Below are 22,889 nucleotides of genomic sequence, written 5' to 3' on the forward strand. Positions count from 1 at the left end.
TATTTCGACGAAGGAGAAATCTCCGCTAGAAGCTCGACAAATTTTGACAATTTTTACGGAGTTATTTGCGGAGATTTCTCCTTCATCGAAATTAACAAACTTATCCTAAAAAAAGAGACATTAAATTTCGCTCTTTTATATTTTCTTTATTCTATTTTCTTTATTCTATTTTCTTTATTATTTATTATTTATTATTTATTCTTTACTCTTTATTCTTTACTCTTTATTCTTTACTCTTTATTCTTTACTCTTTATTCTTTACTCTTTATTCTGAAACCTCCAATTGCAAAACAACATTTTGATATCGTGTACTTAACGAAAATAACTGCTCTGCAAAAATCATAATGGCTAGCGGAATAAAGAAAAACGAAATTAAATTTTCCACATATAAAAAGTACGTCGTAATCATAAAAATCCGGGCATATTCAAGATAATACATCCATTTTCGCTGTTCTAATAAAGCACCACAATTGACTAAAGTGATAAGGATAATCGAAAGCACAAAAACCTTATCAACGACATTCAAATATTCAAAATAATAGGTAAAAACCGTTAGAAACAAAGTGCATACCCCTAACTGAATATAAAGATAATTCTTAAACCGAAGCCTTTGATGTGGATTGGCTTTATCCTGCAGAAATCGCTTTTCTAATATAGGACGAATATCCTGATCCATGTGTGCTGGACTTCCAAAAATGGCTTTCCATTTGGCTTTAAAGCCTTCAGAACGTTTCCATAATTCGTAGATTTCAAAATAATAATGAAAGTGCTGCCAAAGGAAACTATAACTTTTTAGCGGATGCGTTAAACCGTATTTTGGTTTTTCTTCTTCTTCCTGAAAAGTTCCAAAAAGACGATCCCAAAAGGTAAACATATCGCCATAATTTTTATCTAAATATTTCTCGTCAGAAGCATGGTGAACGCCATGAACCGATGGAGTTACAAAAACATATTCCAGCCATTTTATTCGGCCTATAAGCTGTGTGTGCGTAAAGAAAGAATAAGCACCGTGAACAATAAGCATCGTAATGACCATTGACGGATGAAAACCAACCAACGGAAGTACGCACCAAAATCCGGTTCTTACAACGGCCTGAAAAGTAGTAATTCTGGCAGCAGCCGTAAAATTAAATTCTTCGCTATGATGATGCACAATATGCGCTGCCCAGAAAAAATTGACTTCATGACCTAATCTGTGGTACCAATACCAAACAAAATCGGTCGCGAGAATCAAGGCAAACCAAACAAAAACATTGCTTGGGATATCGAAAATTCTATAATTGTCATATATCAAATAATACAACTGATAAAAACTTGCGGCTATAAATAAATTGATCAGTCGTTCTGCAATACCAATGCTAATATTAGACACTGAACTTTCGTAGTTAAAAATTTCCGGTCTCTTTTTGCGTTGCGCTAATTTATATTCTAAAAATAAGAACAGAAAAAAAGCAGGCATTGCAAAAGCTAGAAAATTAATATGTTTCATTTTAAAAATTCCTTTTTTGATTTAAAAAAACTCAAATACATTTTACTATAAACACTGGGACAATTATTTTTAACACATAGAAACATAGCTTTTGTTTGCTCAAAAAAAAGGACGTTTCACTTATCTAAATGCACATCCCGATAGCTATCGGGACTATGCGAAAGAAATGTATTTCTTTTTGTTTCCTTTATTTCACATAAAATCTATGTTTCTATCTGTTTAATAATTTTTCACGTCATACAGCGCGCATTACTATAAACTTAAAACAAAGATATTTTCATCGATTAATACTTTCTCTTTTGAAAATAATAGTAATCAATGAAAACAGTCTTTATATTCTAAAACCTACTTTTTAGTTCTGCTTAAATTTTGGCTCAGCCAAAGCAACTTCTTTTACAGATTGTGTATCGGCTACTTTTTGCAACGCAATAATATAAGCAGCAATACGAGGCGTTACGTTATGTTTGGCAGCGATTCTAAAAACAGTTTCAAAACCTTTTTCTAAAATATCTTCTAAGCGTGTATTAATCTGGTGGATTCTCCAGGATTCTAAAAGCGAATTCTGAAGCCATTCGAAATAAGAAACAGTAACTCCGCCGGCATTCGCTAAAATGTCCGGAACTACCAATACATTATTATGATGTAATATTTGATCCGCATCAGACGAAACTGGTCCGTTTGCTCCTTCTACAATAATTTTAGCGCGAATTTCATTGGCATTTTTTTGCGTGATAACATCTTCTTTAGCAGCCGGAATCAACACATCTACATCCAGCAATAATAGATCTTCATGCTTTATGGCTACTGAATTTGGATATCCTTTAATGCTTTTATTATTGAGATTATAATACAAGATTAATTCCGGAATATTCAGTCCTTCAGGATTGTAAAAAGCTTCAGAAACATCACTAACAGCGACTACTTTTAGTCCTTTTTCGAACAAAAACAAAGCCGAATGCAAACCAACATTACCAAAACCCTGAATCGCCACAGTAGATCTCGCAGGTCTTAATTTTAGTTTTTGAAGCGCCAATAAGGTAATAATACTTACACCTCTTCCTGTTGCTTCTACCCTGCCCAAAGATCCTCCTGAATGCAAATGTTTTCCGGTTACAACAGCATGAATTGTTTTGCCGTGAACCAATGAAAACTCATCCATCAGCCAGCCCATTTCGTCAGGCCCCGTGCCCATGTCCGGAGCAGGAACATCTTTTTCCGGGCCAAAAATATCCGCTAAAGCTTTCGTATAAGCTCTTGTAATTTTCTCTAATTCACTTTTAGAAAGCGTTCTTGGGTCACAAATAATTCCGCCTTTTGCTCCTCCAAACGGAATTCCGGTTACAGCAGATTTCCAAGTCATCCAGGCAGCAAGCGCTTTTACTTCGTCAAGATTTACGGCATTATCATATCGAATTCCTCCTTTTGATGGCCCTAAAGCTGTATTGTGAATAACACGATATCCCTCGAAATTTTGCTCTTTTCCGTTATCTAACGTAATCGAAAAATTAACAACAATTTGTTTTTCCGGTCGTTGCAGTTTCTGTCTGATAGATTCATCCAGATTTAAGATATCAGCAGCGATATTAAAGCGATCAATCATCGATTGAAAGGGATTCTGTTTTATTAATTGTGTACTCATGATATATATTTTTTTAATTTGGGTTTATTGGGTTTAGAAATTGATCCATTAAAAAAGTCTTTTTGATAGTTACAAAGAGCTTTTATTATTTTAATAATTACTACAACTACAACATGGAATTTTCATCAGACAACATTCCATCATACTATTTGTATTTCTATTTGATCTCATTTTATTCATTTTTTAATGGTTCTAAAAAAAAGCCTTTCATGGTGCATGAAAGGCTAAAAAAAAAAATAACTAACAAGTATTTCTCTATTAACGCCATTTCATCGCATCGTTTGACATGCAGCACATCGTGAAGCTGCACATAAACGGGATGATATATAGACTATAGTTTTTCATTGTTACTGCAAATCTATAAATTATATTTATAAATTCTATAGAATTAGTCGAGTTTATTTTAATAATTATTAAAATCAGCCTTAAAGAAGCTGTAAACTAACAAATTAAGAGTGAAAAATAAATTATTTAAATTGAGAAATAACGATAAAAACAATCGAAATCAAGGCTAAAAAGATCCCTATGAAATTAATTTTGGATAATTTTTCCTTGAAAAAAAGCAAACCAACAAGACTTCCCAAAACAATAACTCCCATATTCATTCCGGCAAAAACTGTCGAAGGATTTTCGGCGAAAGCCTTATGAGCTTTTAAATAAAATAGAATATTTCCGAAATTAAAGATTCCCACCAAAGCCCCAAAAAGGATGTTTTTAGGTTCTAATTTTACTTTTTTAATCCCTATTTCATAAATAGAAATTACTATCGCTACCGCTAAAGCAACACAAAAAACAACAAATAAAGAGGTTGGATAAGGCAAACTCGTGTAAAGTGCTACTTGTTTGAAAAGAATATCAATCACTCCAAATCCCAATAAAACTGCAGCCGGGAAAAACCATTTATTTTCTGTGTTTGCAGATTGTTTTCTTAGAATAAATAAAAGAGCCAGAAAGCCAATTACAATTCCCACAACCTTATAAGTATTGAATTCTTCCTTAAAAATAAACCACGCTGCCAGTATAGGTATGAATAATGATAAACGCTGAGCCGCATCTGTTTTTACAATACCAATGTGTTTTATTGAAGCCATTAAAGACAGAAAAACAAAAGGTAATAAAACCCCAATTGCAATATAAATATTCCAGGGTGCTTTCGAATCTATTTCAGCCAAATTCGGGCTAAAAGTAAAGTAACAGAGGCCTAAGGCAACTACGTAATTAAAAGCCACAATTTGCGTTGGATTGCCATTGTATCTTCTGGTTATTTTAAAAATTACACCAACAATTACGCTACACAAAATACTTAAAACAAGAAACAACATAGGATTATATTTTGAGCACAAAAATAGTACTTAAACTCCTTTGGTTTTATTTTTTATTTCTTTTATTCCAGCCTTTTTTATTTCTAACTGTGTAATTTTTCTTTTTTTATTTGTAATAAATTCTACGGTAGTATTATTATTGTCTGAGCGGAAAAATTTGGTTGCAGATTCCGGCAGCAATTCGATACTATAATCATTGTAATACAACTTGTTATCTTTCTTTAAGATTTTAATATCTCCATAATCACCAATATACTGATCATAAACTTTAGTGTCTATTGCTGTTTGAATATGTTTGTATGGATTTTCTACTTCCTTCCCAAAACATATTCCGGCAAGACCATAAGCAATGTAATATGACTTTGATTGGTTGTTGGATAACACCGTAATAAAAACTTTATCTTCAATGTATTTATTAAACGAAGTCATCGCTCCAAAAAAACCTCCATCATGCGCAATTAACTCATGATTTTGATTATAAAACGGATTAATTACAACTCCAAAACCAAAATTATGGTCATTATACGACGTAAACATTTTCTTTTGTGATTCCTCTGTCAATAAAGTTTGGCTATCAAATAAGGTTTTATTCCATAAATTCAAATCTTCAACAGTCGAATAAATACCGTCGTGTCCCAGATTAAAGTTCCAGTTGATGTACGGATTTTTTACTAATTTATTATCGTTAAAATAATAGCGCTGAGTCATTTTAGCTACTATTTCATCGTTAGTCGAAACTCCTGAATTATACATTTTTGCTTTATCGAATACATTTTGTTTTAAATACGCTGCATACGATTGTCCGGATACCTTCTCTATAATTTGTGCCAATAAATAATAGCCAATATTACTGTAAGCCGTGCTCGTTCCAGGCTCAAACAACAAAGGCTTTTTTGCCAGATACGTGTAAACCGAATCTTTATTAAGATCTGTTTTAGTCAAATACAACTCATCAAAATCCATATCCAGACCAGAATTGTGGCTTAACATCATCTTTAAGGTTATTTTGTCTCCTTTAGGAAAACCAGTAAAATATTTACTAAGAGGATCCTCTAAGGAAAGTTGCTTTTTTTCTGCCAGTTGCAAAATAGCAACAGCTGTAAATTGCTTTGAAACCGAAGCTAAACTAAATTTAGAATCTATGGTATTTTTTAATTTCCACTCATAATTAGCAAAACCATACGCTTTTTTAAGTAGTACAGAATCGTTCTTAGAAACCAATACAGTACCACTAAAATCATTAATGCCAAATTGTGCATCCATATATTGTTCTAATTTAGTACTAAGTTCTTTTTGTGAAAATCCAAAAGTAAATACCAACAATGCGATTAGAGTCAATCTTAATTTCATGCTATTTATTTTTACAATTAACGATTATTTTGTTGAGTGTTTTATCAAGCAATGCTATTTCTTCCAGCGACAATCCATCAAGTGCTGTTTGCCTGTTAATTTTAATAACCGGCAGTATTAGTTCTAGCGTTTTTATTCCTTTATTGGTGACTACAAGGTTAAATTTTCGACGATCTTCCAGATGAATCGTTCGGTTTAAATATTCATTTTTAACCATCAGTTCGATCATTCTTGTAATCGAAGCATTGTCTTTGAATACAAGATTCGCCAGTTCATTTTGAGAAATATTCTGGTTGTCATTTAAAATAATCAATACTAAACATTGATCTACAGTAATATCTTTTACAACTTTGCTAATATTTTTTTGAGCCAGTTTTCGATATTCTTTTATTGCTTTTTCTATTGAATACAGTGCAGTTCCGGTTGGATTTTCAAGTTTCATATCTTTTTATTTGAGGCAAATATAATTGATATATCAATATAAATTAAAATAAAAAGTCATTTTGTAAAAAAAAATCTTTACTGTAAGTTAAAAATGAGATTTTAACCGCAAAGAATTTTACCGCAATCCCAATAGCTATCGGGATTGCGATAAAACTCTCTTTCTTCTTTCTTCTTTCTTCTTTCTTCTTTCTTCTTTCTTCTTTCTTCTTTCTTCTTTCTTCTTTCTTCTTTCTTCTTTCTTCTAAAAACTAATCACTTTTCAACCAGCCTGTAATACTCATTCTTGTATTTTGAGTCACCAAAACTTCATGAACCAGTTCGTTGCTTTTAAAGAAAACTGTTTTGCCCTGAGTAGGTGCTATTTTTTGATTGTTATTTTCCTGATGAATCATTAATTCTCCCCCATCGCTTTCCTGCCAATTGCTGTTAAGATAACTGATCATAGAATATTTACGGCTTGGATTATTCTTAAACTGATCTAAATGTTTCAGGTAAAAATCTCCCGTTTCGTACAAAGAATAATGAAATTCGTAGCCCGTAATTCCGGCATAACAGCTTTCATTCAAATAAATAATAAAGGCATCGATTTGAGCAAAGAACTCATTTTCAAACACATTGTTATGTTTTTTATCCAGCCAATAAATCGAATCACTTCTAATTGCACCGTCATAAGACACTTTCTCTGAATTCCCGATTCCGGCAGCCATCAACAAACTTTTCTCGTTTAAGTCGAGTAAATTTTGTTTTAAATGATTCGCTAGTTCAGGACTTAAAAAATGTTCTGATATCCCCACTTTGTTTTCAATATAACTCGCAATCAGATCTTCGAAACCATTTTCCATTTTGTTTTTGGGAAAACTGCAAATGCAGCCAACGGAGCAAGGTAGAGTAATTAAAAATGGAAAGGTTCTGTTTTTGAATAAATTAAAAAAAGAGAACGATAACCATACTTTGAGCGAGCAACGCTACTTCGCTAGCTAGCTCCTATCCCAATGTTATTAAGTTAAGAGAAAAATTATAAAATAATTTAACAGCTTAATCAAGATAATAATTAGAAAAATCCGTTTTTATCAGCGTTTTCGCTTTAGCGAATCAGTAAAATCTGCGTCTAATTTTGACGCAGATAAAACAGATTTACTTCGTAAAAACGCGGACAAAAACGGATTTGATTTGCAATAATTTTATTTTCTAAAAGCTTAAGGCTCTTATCTCTCTCGATCGAACGGACGTAGTATCCAGTCTCAGTTTTCAGTTTTCAGTCTTTGTCTTTGTTTTTAGCCAGTCTTGTCATCCTGACGAAGAAAGGATCACACTAGAAACTCTATAATAAAAATCGTCGTTTTTTATAGAATTATGTGTGTGAGTCAACTTCTCGATAAAACTATGGCATTTTTTTTCGGATTGTTTTGTCAGGCTGAGCGAAGTCGAAGCCCATTTCAATTGGAGCGCCCTTCGACTCCGCTCAGGGTGACAAACTTAAAAATTAGCCAAAAAAACTAAAATAAAAAACCCGACAGGTTTTAAAACCTGTCGGGTTTGACTTGTAATACGCAATCTTAAATTAATAATTTATAACTTATAATTTACTAATATAACTTCCGTACATATCTTTAAACTGATGTCCTTGTGCAAAGCGATCTTTGCTTATTTTTTTATATTCTACCAATCCCCATAAAATAAATTCTTTAAAGAAATATTCGTCCTTTTTATCCAATTGAGGCTGGTATTTCTTCAATAAAGCATCTAACGGAGCTACTTCATCCAAAATAGCCTGATATTCCTTATCCGAAGCATCATCTAATAATTCGAAACCACTTTCGGCGAAAAACCATTCAATTAAGTCTGAATATGGCGTTTTTGCATCTGGTTTTTCAAGCTTTTCTATCTTAGGCAAAAGTGTTGGAAATAACGTTCTGATAGCTGAACCTATTAAATTGTGCGCAACAAATGCCGCTCCCTCCTGCTCTCCTTCATAAACCAATTCGACTTTTCCGGTAATTGCAGGAATAATCCCAATGAAATCAGACAAACGTAAAGTCGTTTTATCTACTCCGGCTTTTAAGGCGCGACGTTCTGCCGTGCTCATTAAATTCTCGAAAGCAGTAATACTCATTCTCGCACTTACACCGCTTTTATTGTCGATGTATTCGCTGTCACGAGCTTCAAAACTTATTTGCTCTAAAATATCTTTGGCTAAACTTGGCACATATACTAATTTATGCTGTGTTTCGTCAAGTTTTGCTTCTTGTTCAGTAATTGTTCTCGCAATAGCAACGCTTTCAGGATAATGCGTCAGGATTTGAGATCCAATTCTATCTTTTAGTGGTGTTACAATACTTCCTCGATTCGTGTAATCTTCCGGATTGGCCGTAAAGATTAATTGCATATCAAGTGGCATTCTCAGTTTAAATCCTCTAATCTGGATATCGCCTTCCTGCAAAATATTAAACAATGCAACTTGAATTCTGGCTTGTAAATCAGGTAATTCGTTGATTACAAAAATACAACGATTTGCTCTCGGGATCATTCCAAAGTGAATTACACGATCATCAGCATAAGATAACTTAAGATTTGCTGCTTTTATAGGGTCAACATCTCCAATTAAATCGGCTACTGTTACATCTGGAGTAGCTAATTTCTCGAAGAAACGTTCGTTTCTGTGCAACCACGAAATTGGAGTTTCATCATCTTTTTCGTCAATTAAGTCTTTTGCAAAACGAGAAATCGGATTCAACGGATCGTCATTGATTTCAGAACCTGCTACAAACGGAATATATTCGTCTAATAATTCGACCATTTTACGCGCCAAACGTGTTTTTGCCTGACCTCGAAGTCCTAATAAATTGATGTTGTGACGAGATAAAATTGCACGCTCCAATTCTGGAATTACGGTATTTTCGAAACCATGAACACCTTCGAAAACCGGTTTCCCGGATTTGATTTTCTCACGAAGATTATTTCGCAATTCGTCTTTGATACTTATACTTTTATATCCTGAGGCTTTTAATTGTCCTAACGTGTTTATATTTTTTATTTCCATTTTTATTGAAATATGTTTTTGTTATTATTTTTTTGAATGACAAAATATTGTGTCATTTCTTTGCGGGAGACGCACTGCTATGCGCCTCTACGATATGCTTTGTGTGCAAAAGTGCTTCGACTTCGCTCAGCGTGACAGCTGTAAACTGAGACTGAAAACTACCTAACTCTCTTCTTCCTATTCGTCTCATAATCTTCAAAAATCATTTCACCCAAACCTTTTAGTCCGGTATAAAATGCTTTTCCTTGATTGGCTTCGGTAAAATGATTAACAAAACGCTGCAAATACGGGTCGTTTGCAATCATAAATGTTGTAATGGGTATGTGTAATTTTCTGGCTTGTTGCGCCTGAGTGTAGCATTTATCTACAATATATTCGTCGAGTCCGTTACTGTTCATGTAATACGAACCGTCACGTTCGCGCACGCAACTTGGTTTCCCGTCGGTAATCATGAAAATTTGCTTGTTGGTATTTCGTTTTCTACGCAAAATATCCATTGCCAACTGAAGTCCTGCAACCGTATTTGTGTGATAAGGTCCCACTTGCAAATAAGGCAAATCTTTAATTGGGATTGTCCAGGCATCATTACCAAAAACCAAAATATCCAGCGTATCTTTTGGATAACGAGTTGTGATTAATTCGGCCAAAGCCATAGCCACTTTTTTGGCCGGCGTGATTCTGTCTTCACCGTATAAAATCATACTGTGACTGATGTCGATCATTAAAACCGTACTCATTTGGGCTTTGTATTGGGTTTCTTCGACAACCAAATCATTTTCGGTTAGCATGAAACTTTCTACACCATTATTGATTTGGGCATTTCGTAAACTTTCGGTTAACGAAATACGTTCTAAACCATCTCCAAAATTAAATTCGCGGAATTCTCCGGTATGTTCATCGCCATTTCCGGCATGTTTGGTTTTGTGATTTCCTGTTCCGGAACGTTTTAAATTTCCGAAAATTTGATCTAAAGCTTGTTGACGAATGGCGCGTTCTGTTTTAGCAGTGATTCCAAAACCTCCTGTTCCATCTTCTTTGACCTCGTCTTTTATGTAACCTTTCTTTTTTAAATCTTCGATAAAATCATCGATTGTGTAGTTTTCGTCGGTCAGTTTATATTCTTTGTCCAACTCCCGAAGCCAGTCTATAGCTTCATCAAAATCCCCCGAAGTATGGGTGATTAGCTCTTTGAAAATGCCAAAAAGTTTTTCAAACGGAGACTGAAATGGGGCTTCGTACGTTTTAAAATAAAAACCTTTTTTAAATTCGTTTTTCATAATTCTAAAATTACGCTATTTTAGAATTATGAAAAAAGAAACGTTTATTAATTTTTAGTTAAAGTATTTCAATAAAATTAGCCCAAATTGGCAAGAAGTCTACTAATTATTCAAACTTTCCGTCAACGTATTACCAGGCATTATTTTCGAATCTGAAGGTTGAAAATTCGTAATGTACCTGAGGCTGATGGTTTGAATCGAAGAAATAGGCTTTAAATTCTACTGTATTTTCAGTAAAACTTATAATCTCCAGTTTCTGCCATTTATTGCTTGTTGCCCATTTTAGGATTTCTGCTTTCGAATAATATTTTCGTTCAGAAATGTATGTTGTTTCCATAAGATAATCGGCATTATGAGTGGCATACGCCGAAAATCTTGAGCGCATCAAAGCCAAAGCTGTTGGTGCTTTTTGATTGTTTTCGAGATACAATCCGCAGCAATCTTTAAATAATAAACCTGTATCGCAAAAGCACTTATTCTCCATCAACCTGCTCTTCGCCGTTAATTTTCACATGCAGTTTATTCAATAAAACCTGATATCTGCTGATTTCTCTTAGATCTTCATCTTCTTCTGCATGATCTAACATTTCGTCTAAAGTTTCGTTTACTTCAAGCAATTTATTATTGGCTTCTCTATTGTTTTTTGCAGCAATTAAATCAATAATTTCCTGTACGCTTACTTTTAAATCTTCGAATTTCATATTTATTATTTTGTTATTTTTTGTTTCAGGTTTCAGGTTTCAAGTTGCTGAGCATAACTTGAAACCTGAAACAAAGAAAACTTGAAACGTTTTTATTCCTGCACTTTGTCTTCGTTGAACTTTTTGATAATTTCTTTTAGTTTTTCCTTACGTGCAATTTCAGCCTGCTTTACTTTGTTTTGGGCTTTGTGCAATTTGTCGTTATGCTTTTTGATATTCCTTTCGTTGTTGCGTCCCATTATATTTCTCTTTTAATTTCTTCTAAAGTTTTCTCGGTGTAAATCAATTCGGTGATAATTTGCTTTCGTAAATCATCTATATCATCATAATCAAAATGTTTTGCCCATGATGTTAGTTGCTGCAAATTCCGGATTTGCTTGATTCTTTTTGTGGTTTCGAAACTGGTTCTTAAAACCGGTTTTCCATCATACTGCGGATTCTTTTTGTGCTGATAGGTTACGCTATTATTTTCAAAATTAGCTTCTATATAATAGAGTTTCTCTTCGGCGTTGTCCGGATAAAACTCGTTCCAATTAGCAAATCCTATTTTTGTTTTCGATTCGGTTTCCGGTTCACGCGCTACCAAACGCCATTTGCTGTTGGCAAGTCTTCCCCAATGATTCGAAACGCGATACATTCCGGCTTCGGTATAATAATAGGTACTTCCGGCTTTGCTTTCAAACTGTTTCTTTAATCCTTCAATTTCAGTTGAAAGTACTTCATGAAAAACACAAAATGTATTTTTGAACGAATTAGGATGTGGCTTGAAGTTTTTTTGCATGTGCAAATATACTGAGATTGTAAAGAACTCCCTAAAACAAACATAAATTGATTAACTTTGTGCCTTTAATTTTAAAATAAAAAAGTCATGTCTAAAGATTCACAAGAAAAAATGTTGCAAAAAGGGGTTTATACCGGCATCATGGAGAAAGATGAAAACAATAATTATTTTTGTGGCGAATATCTTTTAGATTATAAAATCGCTCATGCTAATCATACTTTAGGTGAATTGATTACTATAAAATCTGTTATCGAAAATCCTAGCGATATTAGTTATGATAAGTATCCTAAGAAATCGAAGAATTTTCATAAAGCAAATCAGAAACCTGAGGATAAATAAGGTTTTGTTTCACGTTTCAGGTTGAAATAAGAATTTAAACGCAAAGAACGCCAAGATTTTTATATAACATTACGTTGAGAAACACAAAGTTCGCAAAGCTGGTTGAATATTTAGCTTTTTGAACTTTGTGTTTTTTTTATATAAAATTCTTTACTAAAAAAACTCTGCGACTTTGCGAGATTAAATTTTAAGCATTGTTAAACTTAGCATTGACAATTTCGCGCAAAGTCGCAAAGTCGCAAAGCTAGATTAATAGAAAAATTTTAGATTAAAAAACTTTTAGCAACTAAATATCTCACGAAAACTAAAGCCCTAGCCCCGATAGAAGTGGAAATCCTTTTGTGTCCGCCGCCGCGGACATAAAAGATTACTTCACTTTGCTTTTATTTTAATTGGAATTCAGTGAACTTCGTTTGAAACGGATAGCGGGAAATAGCTCCTAATTATTTTTAAACAAACAAGAAACCTTCGTCTGGATATTCAGAATCAATATTTTAGATATTTTTCGAATATTTTTTGGTTCAAAACTAAAAAGTTAAAAAAAAGTGTACCTTTGCAAAAAATTTGTCTTTTGAGCAATTAATTTCAATTTCAAACTAATAGACAAGTAGTTACCTTATTTATGAAAAAAATAGTTGAATACCGCAAGTTACTAAACGTAGACAAAACTGCAGAGTTAAAAGATTTAAAAACAATCTATCGTAATGCGATGAAAGAATCTCATCCTGATAAATTTCAAGGTGATGACGCAGGTTTGAAAGAAGCAGAAGAAAAAAGTAAGGCTATTATTGAGGCTTATCACTTTTTGGTAAGTATTAATCCTGAGACGATTAAAGCAAATTTACCTGAATACACAGAGACTATCGCAACTTCATCAATTACTGATTATAAATTTGTTGAAGGTCGTTTGATCATCGATTTTTCTAACGGAAGTGTTTACGAATACATTAGTGTTCCTAAAGCAACTTACGTGAAAATGGTAAATGCTGATTCTCCTGGAAGATTCGCAAAAAGACACATTTTGAACTCTTTTACATGGAGAAAGAAAACAAATCAAGAATAGATTTATACTTAAATATTTACAAAAGCACTCCCTTATAAGAGTGCTTTTTTTATGCTTAAAAATTAAAAATTTATCTATTTATTTTCATAATAATAATATAATTAAGAGTTTTGAATCAAATCAAGCCAACAAACACACTGATTACCTGAGAATTACACTAAAAAAAACTATAACAAAATTTTAGGTTACAAAATTCTTTAAGTTTTATATTTTTAGATACTTTTGTTGCACAAATCAATTAACTAATTAATTTTTTATAATGAAAAAAATACTTTTTTTACTAACCGCTTCTGTAGCGATTATTTCATGCAGTAAAGTTAAAGACGGAGAATACCTAATTACAGGAACTGCAACAGGTATTGAAAACGGAAAAACAATCATTCTACAAGGTCAGGACCCAACGACTAAAATGGCAGTATCATTGGATACAGTAAAAGTTGAAAACGGAAAATTCGAAATAAAAGGAAAAGTAACTGAACCAGCTTTTCATACTTTAATCCTTCAAGGTGCAAACGGACCAATTCCTTTTATATTAGAAACTGGAGAAATTGCTATTACAATTGATAAAGATAGTATTCATAAATCTAAAGTTTCTGGAACTTATAACAATGATGAGTACGTGAAATTTAATGAGGATTTAACTAAAACTCAAAAAAGCTTAGTTGATTTTCAGAAAAAGAATACTCAAAAAATGCAACAAGCTCAACAAGCTCAGGATACAGCAACTATCAACGGTTTGATGAAACAATACATGACGCTTCAAACTGAAGTTCAGGCTAACTCTAAAAAGAAATATTTAGCTTACGCTGAAACTCACCCAAAAGCTTACATCTCTGCTTTGATTATTCAAAGTATGGTTTCTGACCCAAGCGCTGATATTAAAAAAACAGAGAGCTTATACAATGCTTTAGATGAGTCTGTAAAAAATACTGCTCCTGGAAAAGAAATTAAAACAAAACTAGGTCAGGCAAAATTACCTGCAGTTGGTGCATCAGCAGCTCCTGTTGGCAGCCCTAACTGAAGAGCAGATTTTTCAGCTCCTAATCCGGAAGGAAAAGTAGTTTCGCTTAAAGAAAGTTTAGGTAAAGTTACTATTGTAGATTTCTGGGCTTCATGGTGTGGACCATGCAGAAAGGAAAATCCTAATGTTGTAGCAATTTATAAAGAACTACACTCAAAAGGATTGAATATTATTGGTGTTTCATTAGATAAAGAAAAAAGCAAGTGGACAGAAGCTATCGCAAAAGATGGTTTAACCTGGACGCATGTTTCTAACCTTAAATTTTGGGAAGAGCCAATTGCTAAACAATACGGAGTAGAGTCTATTCCGGCGACTTTTATTCTTGACGCATCAGGAAAAGTAGTTGCTCAAGACTTAAGAGGTCCTGAATTAAGAGCAAAAATATTAGAGCTTTTAGCTAAATAATAGCACTATTATAATAAAAACAAAAAATCTCCCTTGTGGAGATTTTTTTGTTTTAGGATGTATCTCGTAATTAAAGATCAATTTAGAATTAAAACTAATTTTAGGCTCGCTCTCAAAACCTGTGGAGAGAGAAAATAATTTACCGTAGTAACACAACTAAGCTTTGTTACTTTTAGCTTTTATAAGCGACGTCCTGAGGCTTAAAGGCGCAAAACTTCGTTATTGTTTAAGTTTACAAATTTTGCGCTTTAGAAATCTTAATTCCGATCTTAGATTTGAATTAATTACACAAGACTTTATCGTTTAATATAATTAGACCTTTTATAGTTATCAAACTTTTGTCTGTATCCGAATTCAGAAAGACATATCCCATTTCATCCAAAAACATTAAAGCTTCTAATACCCTTGCCTGATTTTCTGTTTCAGAGGATATATTACTTGTTAATGTTGTTGAAGTATTAAAAATAGAACTAAGAAGACTGGTCAGTTCTTCTATACTATAGCTCATGCCGTATCTTTGGGCCAATGTCTGCAAAATTTTTCTATGAAATATCGATAAAGTTTCCATGATAGTTCCTTTAACCTGATATACGAAAATTGACCAACTATAGATTTGTAAAAAGAGTATCAACACTGAATGTCGTGGAGAAACATTAAAAATTTTATATTCCCTAATTATTTTTTAACGCAGAGAACGCAATCCCGATAGCTATCGGGATTCAAAAGTTTACTAAGATTTAAGCAGTGTTTACACAGTCAAAGTCCACAAAGCTTTGTGTCCCGAGGCTTCGGGATGTGTTTTTTCTAAACTTAGTATATTTAAAAAACTTTGCGTTCTCCGTGGTAATTTTTTCTATATCCAAAGGTTTTCGTGTTGATCCGTTTTCGTGTTGATCCATCTTAGAATTGATCCTAGATTTTGCTTTTTTATAAATTTTCGGGAGGTCGATTTTAGATTTTCAACATTAAATTTTATCCATAAAAAAAGTCCTAATTTTCATTAGGACTTTTAGTGGGGAGAGCAGGATTCGAACCTGCGAAGTTTTCACAGCAGATTTACAGTCTGCCCTCGTTGGCCGCTTGAGTATCTCCCCGATCTCAGCGTTAGTGCGCTTTGTTGTTCTAAGCGGTTGCAAATATAGGAACGTTTTTGATGTTTACAAACAAAAAATGAACTTAATTTTAAGTTATTTTAAAGTTATTTTTTAATTCGTTGGAATTGAATAAAATAAAAAACACGTAATGGCTATATTTTTTTGACTTATTTTAAAACATAAGATTATTCTTAATCAAATCTTATGCTTTTTTTGCTTTTATTTCTGTGGCTTTACTTTCAGAGCAGTCACTTTTGCTCATAAAATAAGAATAAAAGTTATGAGAAAAAGATACTGATTGATACTACGAACAATTAATTTTTCGAAATAATAATAAATAATAGTATTACGACTTTAAATTACAATAGTTTTTTAAGTCCTTACCCCCGACATCTTGCGCCTAAAAAATCTTATTTCTAAATGCAGTGAGAAATTCTTCCTTTTTTAGTTAACTCCAAAGAAAGTTCGAATGGTTTGACATAATAATGATTGTCCTGATTCGTATTAAATACAAAAGTTTTTAATTGCTTAAATAAATTGTAATATTTACATTTGTACTATTTAAATCAAGTCTAAATAAATAATGAAGCATTTTTCTATTTTACTCCTACTAGTGTTCTTTACTATAAGTTCACTTTCTGCACAAGAGAATTCTAAAACCAATAAAAATAACGAAAAAGATAAAAACGCAAATACAAAAAGCCAAGATAGCGTCTTAACAGATAAGTCATCAGCTGATAATGAATTACAGGAAATTGTCGTTTCTGCATCAAGAAAGGCAGAAATTTTAGATGAAGTTCCTTCTTCTGTTACTCTATTATCAACAAAACAAATACAACAGCAATTAAGTATAAGTTCTAATCTTAGTGATATCCTTGGCGCAACGGTGCCGGGTCTTGGTTTTACAACTAACAGGACTCAAAATTTAGGACAGACTCTGCGTGGTCGTCGTGTATTGGTAATGATTGATGGCATTCCGCAATCTACACCTTTAAGAGATGGGGCAAAAGATATGCGCTCTCTTGATCCTACTGTGTTAGATCGTGTAGAAGTAATAAAAGGCGCAACTGCTATTTATGGTAATGGTGCAGATGGAGGTTTGATTAACTATATTACTAAAAAAGCGAATACAGACAAAGCAATAAGCGGATCAACAGAGCTGGGAACAGCTTTCTCTCTTATTAAACCTAAAGGAACAGCTGGCTTCTTTGTTTCTCAACTCTTTACAGGAAAAGTAAAGAAATTAGATTACGTTGTAAGTGGACGTTATGAAGAGACTGGACTTTATCGCGATGCTAAAGGCCGTGTACTTTCTCCAGAATACGGAATGAATGATCTTAAAAACTGGAACGTTTTTGCGAAAATTGGTTACGACTTTAATGATAATAATCGATTGGAATTCATGTATAATTACTTCGAAAGTACCCAGCATACAAATTACATTGCAAAAGCTGGAGTTTATGGCAATTTTGATTCTCCAACTACGGGAGTTAAAGGACAACGCCCCGGAGATCCGGAAGGAACGCCTTATAATCATAATGCCAGTTTAAGTTATATTGGGAAGAATTTAATTGGAAAAACAGATCTTAATGCTACTCTTTATTTTCAGGATTACCTTACCCTAATTAATTATAGTGACTTTTTTGAAAACAATGGACAGCCTGCTACACAGAGTAAGAAATTTGGTTTTCGCCTGAATTTAAATACTCCTTATGAGTTTAGTTCTCTTATTTCAGGTAATTTAACTTATGGATTGGATATACTTTCAGACATAACAGATACACATCTTACTGATGACAGGGTAGTAATTCCTGAAATGAGTATGACAAACCTGGCACCGTATTTTCAGCTTAAAAATATGTTTGGACCAAACTTAGTATTAAAAACTGGCTTAAGGCTTGAAAATGTAAAGATCGATGTGCCGGATTATACCACAATTGGTATTCGTAATTATGTAAACGGAACTTATGTTGGCGGTGGTATTGCAATAAATGGCGGGGCACTAGATTTTAATGCACTTATGTTTAATGCGGGACTGCGTTATACAAAATGGTCTTTATTTAAACCTTTTGTAAGTTTCTCTCAAAGTTTTAGCGTCGCCGATTTAGGTTTGGTTCTGCGTGCTGCAAAAGAAAATACAGTAAGCAATACTTCGATAAAAGCGGTTACGGCAAATAATTATGAATTTGGATTCTCAGGATCTTTTGATAAACTTTCTTATGAAGGCGCTGTTTATTACAGTACTTCAAAATTAGGAGCTTCGTATGTTTACATTGATGGTAATCCGCAGATTTCACGTTCACCTGAAAAAATTTATGGTTTTGAATTGTCAGCAAAGTATCGTCTTCATCCAAAAGTTGATATTGGAGCCAATTATTCCTTTACTGAAGGAAAACGTGAACTTGCAGACAAAAAAGTATATTTAGGAGGTGATCGTATAAATCCGCCTAAAATAGCAGCTTATACCGTTTTCAGACCACTTGAAGCGTGGTCTATATTTTTGCAAATGACAAGTACAACAGGAAGAGACAGATTTGAACCTGTTAATGGGGCTTATACTTATGGAACAGGACCAATTAAATCTTTCACCGCTTTTAACCTTTCTTCTAGTTATACTTTCAGAGAAAAAAGCACTTTACGTTTTGGCGTTGAGAACCTCTTCAATAAAGACTATTATACTGTAATCTCGCAATGGCAGTCTAATAATATGAACTATGTGAAGGAAAACGGTACTCGCCTGACTATTAGTTTTACTCAGGCATTTTAATACTGTCCAATATAATGAACGGATTTTTTATCCCATAAAAAATTAAGTCTCTTTTAAAATATTACAGAGCTGGTTTTCTATAATGATCAACACAAAAACAATCAATTATTGAAAACTTAAATTCAATCTCCGTAAAATTTATAAAAAATAAAACCTGCAAATCTTTGAATTTGCAGGTTTTTTCTTTTAAGCAGTTTCAAATATTAAAAAAGCTTTTTATTACTGGATTGCAACAACAATTTCCTCTAACAAATCAGCAACAATCTATATTCTCCTTCGTTTTCTAAAAGCAGATTAATAAATTATTCAGCAGTTTCTTTTTTGAAAGTATCATCGGGTATACCATGTGAAAATTTCTCTTGATAACGATTCAAATCATCAGCATTATTGATGGGATAATTTAACAGAATAAAACTATTTAAAGGATTGGTCTTTTCATAAATCACTAGATAAGGAATATTTAAATTTGGTTTTATATCCGGTATTTTTATAAAATAATTTTCATCATATGAATTTGTTTCTGTCTTATCGTTTACCTCATAAGAATATTTTATATAATTATGGTCTGCTCCTTTTCCCACTGAAGGAATTGCTCCTTTTATATTAGGAACTAAGTACTTTTCAATTGTACCAGTTGTCAATTCAAAATTTCTCTTTAGCAACTCAACACTATTGTTTTTATTAATTTCGTAGTACATAAGCCAAATAGAACCTACTATGCCTATCAAGGACAGTATTTTAGATTGTAAATGTGCTGTTTTGTAATTCTTAAAAACATAATAAAAGCTAAAAAATAAAACAAAAATTAGTATAATTAATTTCACTTTAGTCCCTTCTTGTAATTCTAAAATATATTTCATTTATTACTATTTATTTAAATTAATCCTCAAAATATTCAGTTTTCAAGGATTCAAAAAAAGCTTCCATTACTATGTTCTACCAATAATTTCCTCTAACAAATCAGCAACAATCTATATTCTCCTTCGTTTTCTATAGGTGCTCTATGAATACAAGGCAACACTTGTTGTTTTGGATGATCTACGGCCAGTCGCCAAAGATGCAATACGCCTAAATTAATAGGTTCTGCATCTTCATTTACCTTATAATGCAAATCAAAGTAATTCTCTTTCAAAAAGTTTTCGAATTCTTCCGTTGGTCCATCATGCAGTTCTTTGAGTTTTGACCTGATTTCTGGAATTAGAATTTTTTGTTCTGCCTGCGAATTAGAAATAATATCACTTGCCGCTCCATGATAAGTACATAAAAAAGTATCTGTTGCAATGGGCGAACGATCAACGTGAAATGAATATACATCAGTAGATATGAAATCAAATTCATCATCACGATCATAACATTTCAGCAAATTAAGAGAGGGCGAAGCTCCAAAATCAGTTAATAATTTTAAATCATTTAAGATTATTTCTCTTGCGATATTTCCTTTTTCGGATAGTTGGAGTGCGATTAGATCTTCAGGATAAACTTCTGTTATATTTTCTTTTAAACCTAGTTTGGTTACAATTTCGTTAAAATCTCCATCCAAATTTCTGTACCAGCATAACGCATTCATTTCACCTTTAAAATTAGTATGAACAAGCTGAGAGAAAGTAGATACTATACCAATTTGGTTGTTGTCAGAAAATGTATCGCTCATATTAGAATATTAAAAGACTCGTTATTTTATTCATTACAAAATTATGCAATACTAATCAGTTGCTGTATTTTTATAAAGATAAACTTTTGAAACTAACATCTTTTTGCTGCGAAAAGTAAAAGTATTCCAGTTGCTTATTAGATCAATTTTCGATGCTTTCGCTTGCTGGGATTTTCGAAGCTTACGATCCTATATCACCTTTTTTGTTATTTTTGATTAAATTTGAGAATATGAAACATATCACACTAAAAGAGTTAGCAGCACATTTGTATTTATCTCCATCAACCGTTTCCAGAGCACTTCGTGATGCCAAAGATGTAAATAAAAGTACGAAAGAAAAAGTACGATTTGCTGCAGAACAATTAGGCTATTTTTTTAATACTCCTAAGCTAGATGTGAAATCAAAAACTAAAACCATAGGATTTATAGTTTCTAAAACAACAACGCTTTTTTTTGCAAAAGTACTTGACGGAGTGCGTAAAATCCTTTATCCTCTAGGTTATAAACTGATTATTTTAGAATCGGATAATAATCTGGAACGCGAAAGAGAAAACCTTTTGCAACTTGAAGCTTTTAATGTTGATGGTATCATTATTAATATTTATAGTGATTATAATCTTTACACTTGTAAAGGAATTATAACAAGAGGTACTCCTGTTGTCTTATTTGGTAAAAAGCGTTCAAATGGATCCGAAAGCACAATAACAATTGCTAATGATCATATTACGGCTTGTGATGCATTTGAGGATTTAATAAATAGAGAAAACAATCGGGTAGCTTGCCTCATGGGATCTAAGGCAGAAAGAAAGATATGCGAACAGGCCCGTGATTATGATCGGATTTTGAATAAATTTAAAATTCAGGATTCATCACTTATTATAGAAACAGACGATTTACAAACTCAAGGAGGAGAGCTTGCCGTAAAAAAACTTCTGGAAGCAAATATTAAATTCGACAGCATTTTTGCCCTCTCCTTTTGGATGGCATACGGAGCTTTGTCTTATCTTAAAAAAGAGAATATCAAACTGCTCGAAAAAATTACTATAGTCGATTATTCAGGGCGTAAACTTACTAGTACTTATTCTATAGTAGATCCTCCAGAAATTGTTCTGGATCAGCCTCCGTTAAAAATAGGAGAAACCGCTGCAGAGTTGATAATTGACAAAATAGAAGAAAATTTGGTAAACCATAGCAACACCATTTCATTCTATCCCGGATTTATCGATATGACACCTCCGGAACACCCAATGGTACTATGTGCTGGTCGTGAATATCTGTACTTTTCTGAAAATTCTAAAAAAAAGAAACCAAAGAAAGAGAAAATTTTAACCAGTTATATATTTGAATAAGTCCATTTTTTTTACTGCTAATAGCTTCATCATCTTCATATAATCTCAAAACTAAAAATTAATTGAAAAAGATTAACAACAAAATAATTGTACTCCTTTTATCTATCGTGCTTTTTTCCTGCAAGAATGATCAAAAAATATCTGATGATAAACTAAAGAACGAAAACACAAATCAAAACATAAAAAAAGATAGCACCACAGTACAAGCTAACAGCAAAACTGCTACTCTATTTGAATTTAGTAACGAAGAGAATACTGAAATAATTAAGATATCTGCTACTGAAGCCAGTGATGACGATAAACTTTTTCTTGTTGGAGACAAGAATGTCCTTGTTGCATCAAAGTATACAAAAAATACAAATGAGGAGAAACTTGTCCTAAGAAACACTTTATTTTCTGATGAGTTTTATTATATCAATATTGATAAAAAAGCAGTACGAAAAAAAATTCAGAATACAGAATATTTTCTATTTGCAGTAATGGAATCTCCTAAAGGCAATGGAGATCCTGAATTTATTTTAAATTTTATTATGTTAAACATTCACGACCTAAAATTTTTTATCCTAAAATATACGGGAGAAGCAACTTTAAGATGTGATGAATGCATAGATGGTAGGTTTATAGAAAATGAAATCCTAGATTCAAACCCAACTATTAAAAAAGAATTATACGATTTTGCCAATAAAAGTAAATGGGTTTACAATCCTTCAGGAAAAGAAAAAGACATTAATTATTATAAAAATTATGAACAAAAATGGGAACAGGATAATACTGCAGGAAAGACAGAACCTACATTTCCTCATTCTATAAAAAGCACTTATTATACAGAAAATTTATTTCAATATACGGGAAACTATAATAAAGACGAGGTTATTGAAAATGCCGATTTTAAGATCGTTAGTTATTTTCGTAATAATATTATTGGTTACGACAAAAATAAAAAATTGTATTTTCCAATTATGGTAGAAACCTGTAATACAGGCTGTGATAAGAAAATAGAATTTATATCGAAAAATAAAATACTAATAATACCAACCGAAATTTCTTCTCAAATTGCTGATACAGTTAATCTAAATGAAATTGATTTTGATTAGCCTCGAGGAAAGCTTTCACTATTTTGAATTCTTATCACTATAATTAAAACAAGATCTTCATAA

21 protein-coding genes, 1 tRNA gene and 1 pseudogene are annotated in these 22,889 nt (G+C 32.6%); 7 read left to right on the forward strand and 16 right to left on the reverse strand.

Going from position 1 to position 22,889, the window contains the following annotated elements; genetic code table 11:
* Positions 1–265 precede the first annotated feature (265 nt).
* From LNP81_RS22325 to LNP81_RS22380, 12 genes are all read right to left on the reverse strand, one after another.
* Positions 266–1,489, reverse strand: coding sequence for a sterol desaturase family protein (locus LNP81_RS22325; protein ID WP_230039490.1), 1,224 nt, complete (start codon positions 1,487–1,489; stop codon positions 266–268).
* A gap of 352 nt (positions 1,490–1,841) precedes the next feature.
* A complete protein-coding gene (locus LNP81_RS22330; RefSeq protein ID WP_230039491.1) occupies positions 1,842–3,128 on the reverse strand; it encodes a Glu/Leu/Phe/Val family dehydrogenase in 1,287 nt (428 codons plus the stop codon).
* A 467-nt stretch (positions 3,129–3,595) separates the two neighbouring features.
* Positions 3,596–4,450, reverse strand: a complete 855-nt coding sequence (locus LNP81_RS22335; RefSeq protein WP_230039492.1) for a DMT family transporter — start codon at positions 4,448–4,450, stop codon at positions 3,596–3,598.
* A 30-nt stretch (positions 4,451–4,480) separates the two neighbouring features.
* Positions 4,481–5,800 (reverse strand): serine hydrolase, encoded by a 1,320-nt coding sequence (locus LNP81_RS22340; protein ID WP_230039493.1) that lies wholly within the window; start codon positions 5,798–5,800, stop codon positions 4,481–4,483.
* 1 nt (position 5,801) lies between these two features.
* On the reverse strand, positions 5,802–6,242 hold the full coding sequence (locus LNP81_RS22345; RefSeq protein WP_230039494.1) for a MarR family winged helix-turn-helix transcriptional regulator: 441 nt from the start codon (positions 6,240–6,242) through the stop codon (positions 5,802–5,804).
* Positions 6,243–6,492: 250 nt separating this feature from the next.
* Positions 6,493–7,086 (reverse strand): 2OG-Fe(II) oxygenase, encoded by a 594-nt coding sequence (locus LNP81_RS22350; RefSeq protein ID WP_230039495.1) that lies wholly within the window; start codon positions 7,084–7,086, stop codon positions 6,493–6,495.
* A gap of 734 nt (positions 7,087–7,820) precedes the next feature.
* Positions 7,821–9,284 carry an AAA family ATPase gene (locus tag LNP81_RS22355; protein WP_230039496.1) on the reverse strand — a complete coding sequence of 488 codons (1,464 nt, stop codon included), beginning with the start codon at positions 9,282–9,284 and terminating at the stop codon, positions 7,821–7,823.
* Between the two features lie 158 nt (positions 9,285–9,442).
* Positions 9,443–10,561, reverse strand: coding sequence for a vWA domain-containing protein (locus LNP81_RS22360; RefSeq protein ID WP_230039497.1), 1,119 nt, complete (start codon positions 10,559–10,561; stop codon positions 9,443–9,445).
* A gap of 130 nt (positions 10,562–10,691) precedes the next feature.
* A complete protein-coding gene (locus LNP81_RS22365; RefSeq protein WP_230039498.1) occupies positions 10,692–11,045 on the reverse strand; it encodes a YchJ family protein in 354 nt (117 codons plus the stop codon).
* Positions 11,035–11,262: a hypothetical protein gene (locus LNP81_RS22370; RefSeq protein WP_230039499.1), complete on the reverse strand. Its 228-nt coding sequence runs from the start codon at positions 11,260–11,262 to the stop codon at positions 11,035–11,037. Before LNP81_RS22370 ends, LNP81_RS22365 begins: the two co-directional genes overlap by 11 nt.
* 92 nt (positions 11,263–11,354) lie before the next feature.
* Positions 11,355–11,501 carry a hypothetical protein gene (locus LNP81_RS22375; protein ID WP_230039500.1) on the reverse strand — a complete coding sequence of 49 codons (147 nt, stop codon included), beginning with the start codon at positions 11,499–11,501 and terminating at the stop codon, positions 11,355–11,357.
* Positions 11,501–12,043, reverse strand: a complete 543-nt coding sequence (locus tag LNP81_RS22380; protein ID WP_230039501.1) for a hypothetical protein — start codon at positions 12,041–12,043, stop codon at positions 11,501–11,503. Before LNP81_RS22380 ends, LNP81_RS22375 begins: the two co-directional genes overlap by 1 nt.
* Before the next feature lie 87 nt (positions 12,044–12,130).
* Between LNP81_RS22380 and LNP81_RS22385 the strand changes: the two genes are divergently transcribed.
* From LNP81_RS22385 to LNP81_RS22400, 4 genes and pseudogenes are all read left to right on the forward strand, one after another.
* Entirely contained in the window at positions 12,131–12,382 is a 252-nt protein-coding gene (locus LNP81_RS22385; RefSeq protein ID WP_089480432.1) for a hypothetical protein, read from the forward strand.
* 622 nt (positions 12,383–13,004) lie between these two features.
* Entirely contained in the window at positions 13,005–13,445 is a 441-nt protein-coding gene (locus LNP81_RS22390) for a KTSC domain-containing protein (protein ID WP_041515768.1), read from the forward strand.
* 259 nt (positions 13,446–13,704) lie between these two features.
* A complete protein-coding gene (locus LNP81_RS22395) occupies positions 13,705–14,466 on the forward strand; it encodes a DUF4369 domain-containing protein (RefSeq protein WP_230039502.1) in 762 nt (253 codons plus the stop codon).
* 18 nt (positions 14,467–14,484) lie between these two features.
* Positions 14,485–14,871: pseudogene (locus LNP81_RS22400) on the forward strand (peroxiredoxin family protein); the annotation flags it as partial.
* Positions 14,872–15,151: 280 nt separating this feature from the next.
* Here the strand turns inward: LNP81_RS22400 and LNP81_RS22405 are convergent.
* Both LNP81_RS22405 and LNP81_RS22410 read right to left on the reverse strand, forming a co-directional pair.
* The gene (locus LNP81_RS22405) at positions 15,152–15,379 is read right to left on the reverse strand and encodes a hypothetical protein (protein ID WP_230039503.1); all 228 of its coding nucleotides are present in this window, start codon (positions 15,377–15,379) and stop codon (positions 15,152–15,154) included.
* A 505-nt stretch (positions 15,380–15,884) separates the two neighbouring features.
* A tRNA-Tyr gene (locus LNP81_RS22410) sits at positions 15,885–15,965 on the reverse strand.
* 583 nt (positions 15,966–16,548) lie between these two features.
* Between LNP81_RS22410 and LNP81_RS22415 the strand changes: the two genes are divergently transcribed.
* Complete coding sequence (locus LNP81_RS22415) at positions 16,549–18,732, forward strand: TonB-dependent receptor (protein ID WP_230039504.1); 2,184 nt, start codon at positions 16,549–16,551, stop codon at positions 18,730–18,732.
* A gap of 302 nt (positions 18,733–19,034) precedes the next feature.
* Here LNP81_RS22415 and LNP81_RS22420 read toward each other — a convergent pair whose 3' ends face one another.
* Both LNP81_RS22420 and LNP81_RS22425 read right to left on the reverse strand, forming a co-directional pair.
* Positions 19,035–19,592, reverse strand: coding sequence for a hypothetical protein (locus LNP81_RS22420; protein WP_230039505.1), 558 nt, complete (start codon positions 19,590–19,592; stop codon positions 19,035–19,037).
* A 92-nt stretch (positions 19,593–19,684) separates the two neighbouring features.
* Positions 19,685–20,383 (reverse strand): DUF1826 domain-containing protein, encoded by a 699-nt coding sequence (locus LNP81_RS22425; protein ID WP_230039506.1) that lies wholly within the window; start codon positions 20,381–20,383, stop codon positions 19,685–19,687.
* Positions 20,384–20,613: 230 nt separating this feature from the next.
* Here LNP81_RS22425 and LNP81_RS22430 point away from each other — a divergent pair, with 230 nt between their 5' ends.
* Both LNP81_RS22430 and LNP81_RS22435 read left to right on the forward strand, forming a co-directional pair.
* On the forward strand, positions 20,614–21,732 hold the full coding sequence (locus tag LNP81_RS22430) for a LacI family DNA-binding transcriptional regulator (protein WP_230039507.1): 1,119 nt from the start codon (positions 20,614–20,616) through the stop codon (positions 21,730–21,732).
* A gap of 62 nt (positions 21,733–21,794) precedes the next feature.
* Positions 21,795–22,826 (forward strand): hypothetical protein, encoded by a 1,032-nt coding sequence (locus tag LNP81_RS22435; RefSeq protein WP_230039508.1) that lies wholly within the window; start codon positions 21,795–21,797, stop codon positions 22,824–22,826.
* Positions 22,827–22,889 lie beyond the last annotated feature (63 nt).

Origin of the sequence: Flavobacterium piscisymbiosum (genome assembly GCF_020905295.1) — a bacterium.
Lineage (GTDB): Bacteria > Bacteroidota > Bacteroidia > Flavobacteriales > Flavobacteriaceae > Flavobacterium > Flavobacterium piscisymbiosum.

Coding starts and splice junctions, on each gene's coding strand:
- LNP81_RS22325 (WP_230039490.1), bottom strand. CDS start 1,489: ATGAAACATATTAATTTTCTAGCTTTTGCAATGCCTGCTTTTTTTCTG.
- LNP81_RS22330 (WP_230039491.1), bottom strand. CDS start 3,128: ATGAGTACACAATTAATAAAACAGAATCCCTTTCAATCGATGATTGAT.
- LNP81_RS22335 (WP_230039492.1), bottom strand. CDS start 4,450: ATGTTGTTTCTTGTTTTAAGTATTTTGTGTAGCGTAATTGTTGGTGTA.
- LNP81_RS22340 (WP_230039493.1), bottom strand. CDS start 5,800: ATGAAATTAAGATTGACTCTAATCGCATTGTTGGTATTTACTTTTGGA.
- LNP81_RS22345 (WP_230039494.1), bottom strand. CDS start 6,242: ATGAAACTTGAAAATCCAACCGGAACTGCACTGTATTCAATAGAAAAA.
- LNP81_RS22350 (WP_230039495.1), bottom strand. CDS start 7,086: ATGGAAAATGGTTTCGAAGATCTGATTGCGAGTTATATTGAAAACAAA.
- LNP81_RS22355 (WP_230039496.1), bottom strand. CDS start 9,284: ATGGAAATAAAAAATATAAACACGTTAGGACAATTAAAAGCCTCAGGA.
- LNP81_RS22360 (WP_230039497.1), bottom strand. CDS start 10,561: ATGAAAAACGAATTTAAAAAAGGTTTTTATTTTAAAACGTACGAAGCC.
- LNP81_RS22365 (WP_230039498.1), bottom strand. CDS start 11,045: ATGGAGAATAAGTGCTTTTGCGATACAGGTTTATTATTTAAAGATTGC.
- LNP81_RS22370 (WP_230039499.1), bottom strand. CDS start 11,262: ATGAAATTCGAAGATTTAAAAGTAAGCGTACAGGAAATTATTGATTTA.
- LNP81_RS22375 (WP_230039500.1), bottom strand. CDS start 11,501: ATGGGACGCAACAACGAAAGGAATATCAAAAAGCATAACGACAAATTG.
- LNP81_RS22380 (WP_230039501.1), bottom strand. CDS start 12,043: ATGCAAAAAAACTTCAAGCCACATCCTAATTCGTTCAAAAATACATTT.
- LNP81_RS22385 (WP_089480432.1), top strand. CDS start 12,131: ATGTCTAAAGATTCACAAGAAAAAATGTTGCAAAAAGGGGTTTATACC.
- LNP81_RS22390 (WP_041515768.1), top strand. CDS start 13,005: ATGAAAAAAATAGTTGAATACCGCAAGTTACTAAACGTAGACAAAACT.
- LNP81_RS22395 (WP_230039502.1), top strand. CDS start 13,705: ATGAAAAAAATACTTTTTTTACTAACCGCTTCTGTAGCGATTATTTCA.
- LNP81_RS22405 (WP_230039503.1), bottom strand. CDS start 15,379: ATGAGCTATAGTATAGAAGAACTGACCAGTCTTCTTAGTTCTATTTTT.
- LNP81_RS22415 (WP_230039504.1), top strand. CDS start 16,549: ATGAAGCATTTTTCTATTTTACTCCTACTAGTGTTCTTTACTATAAGT.
- LNP81_RS22420 (WP_230039505.1), bottom strand. CDS start 19,592: ATGAAATATATTTTAGAATTACAAGAAGGGACTAAAGTGAAATTAATT.
- LNP81_RS22425 (WP_230039506.1), bottom strand. CDS start 20,383: ATGAGCGATACATTTTCTGACAACAACCAAATTGGTATAGTATCTACT.
- LNP81_RS22430 (WP_230039507.1), top strand. CDS start 20,614: ATGAAACATATCACACTAAAAGAGTTAGCAGCACATTTGTATTTATCT.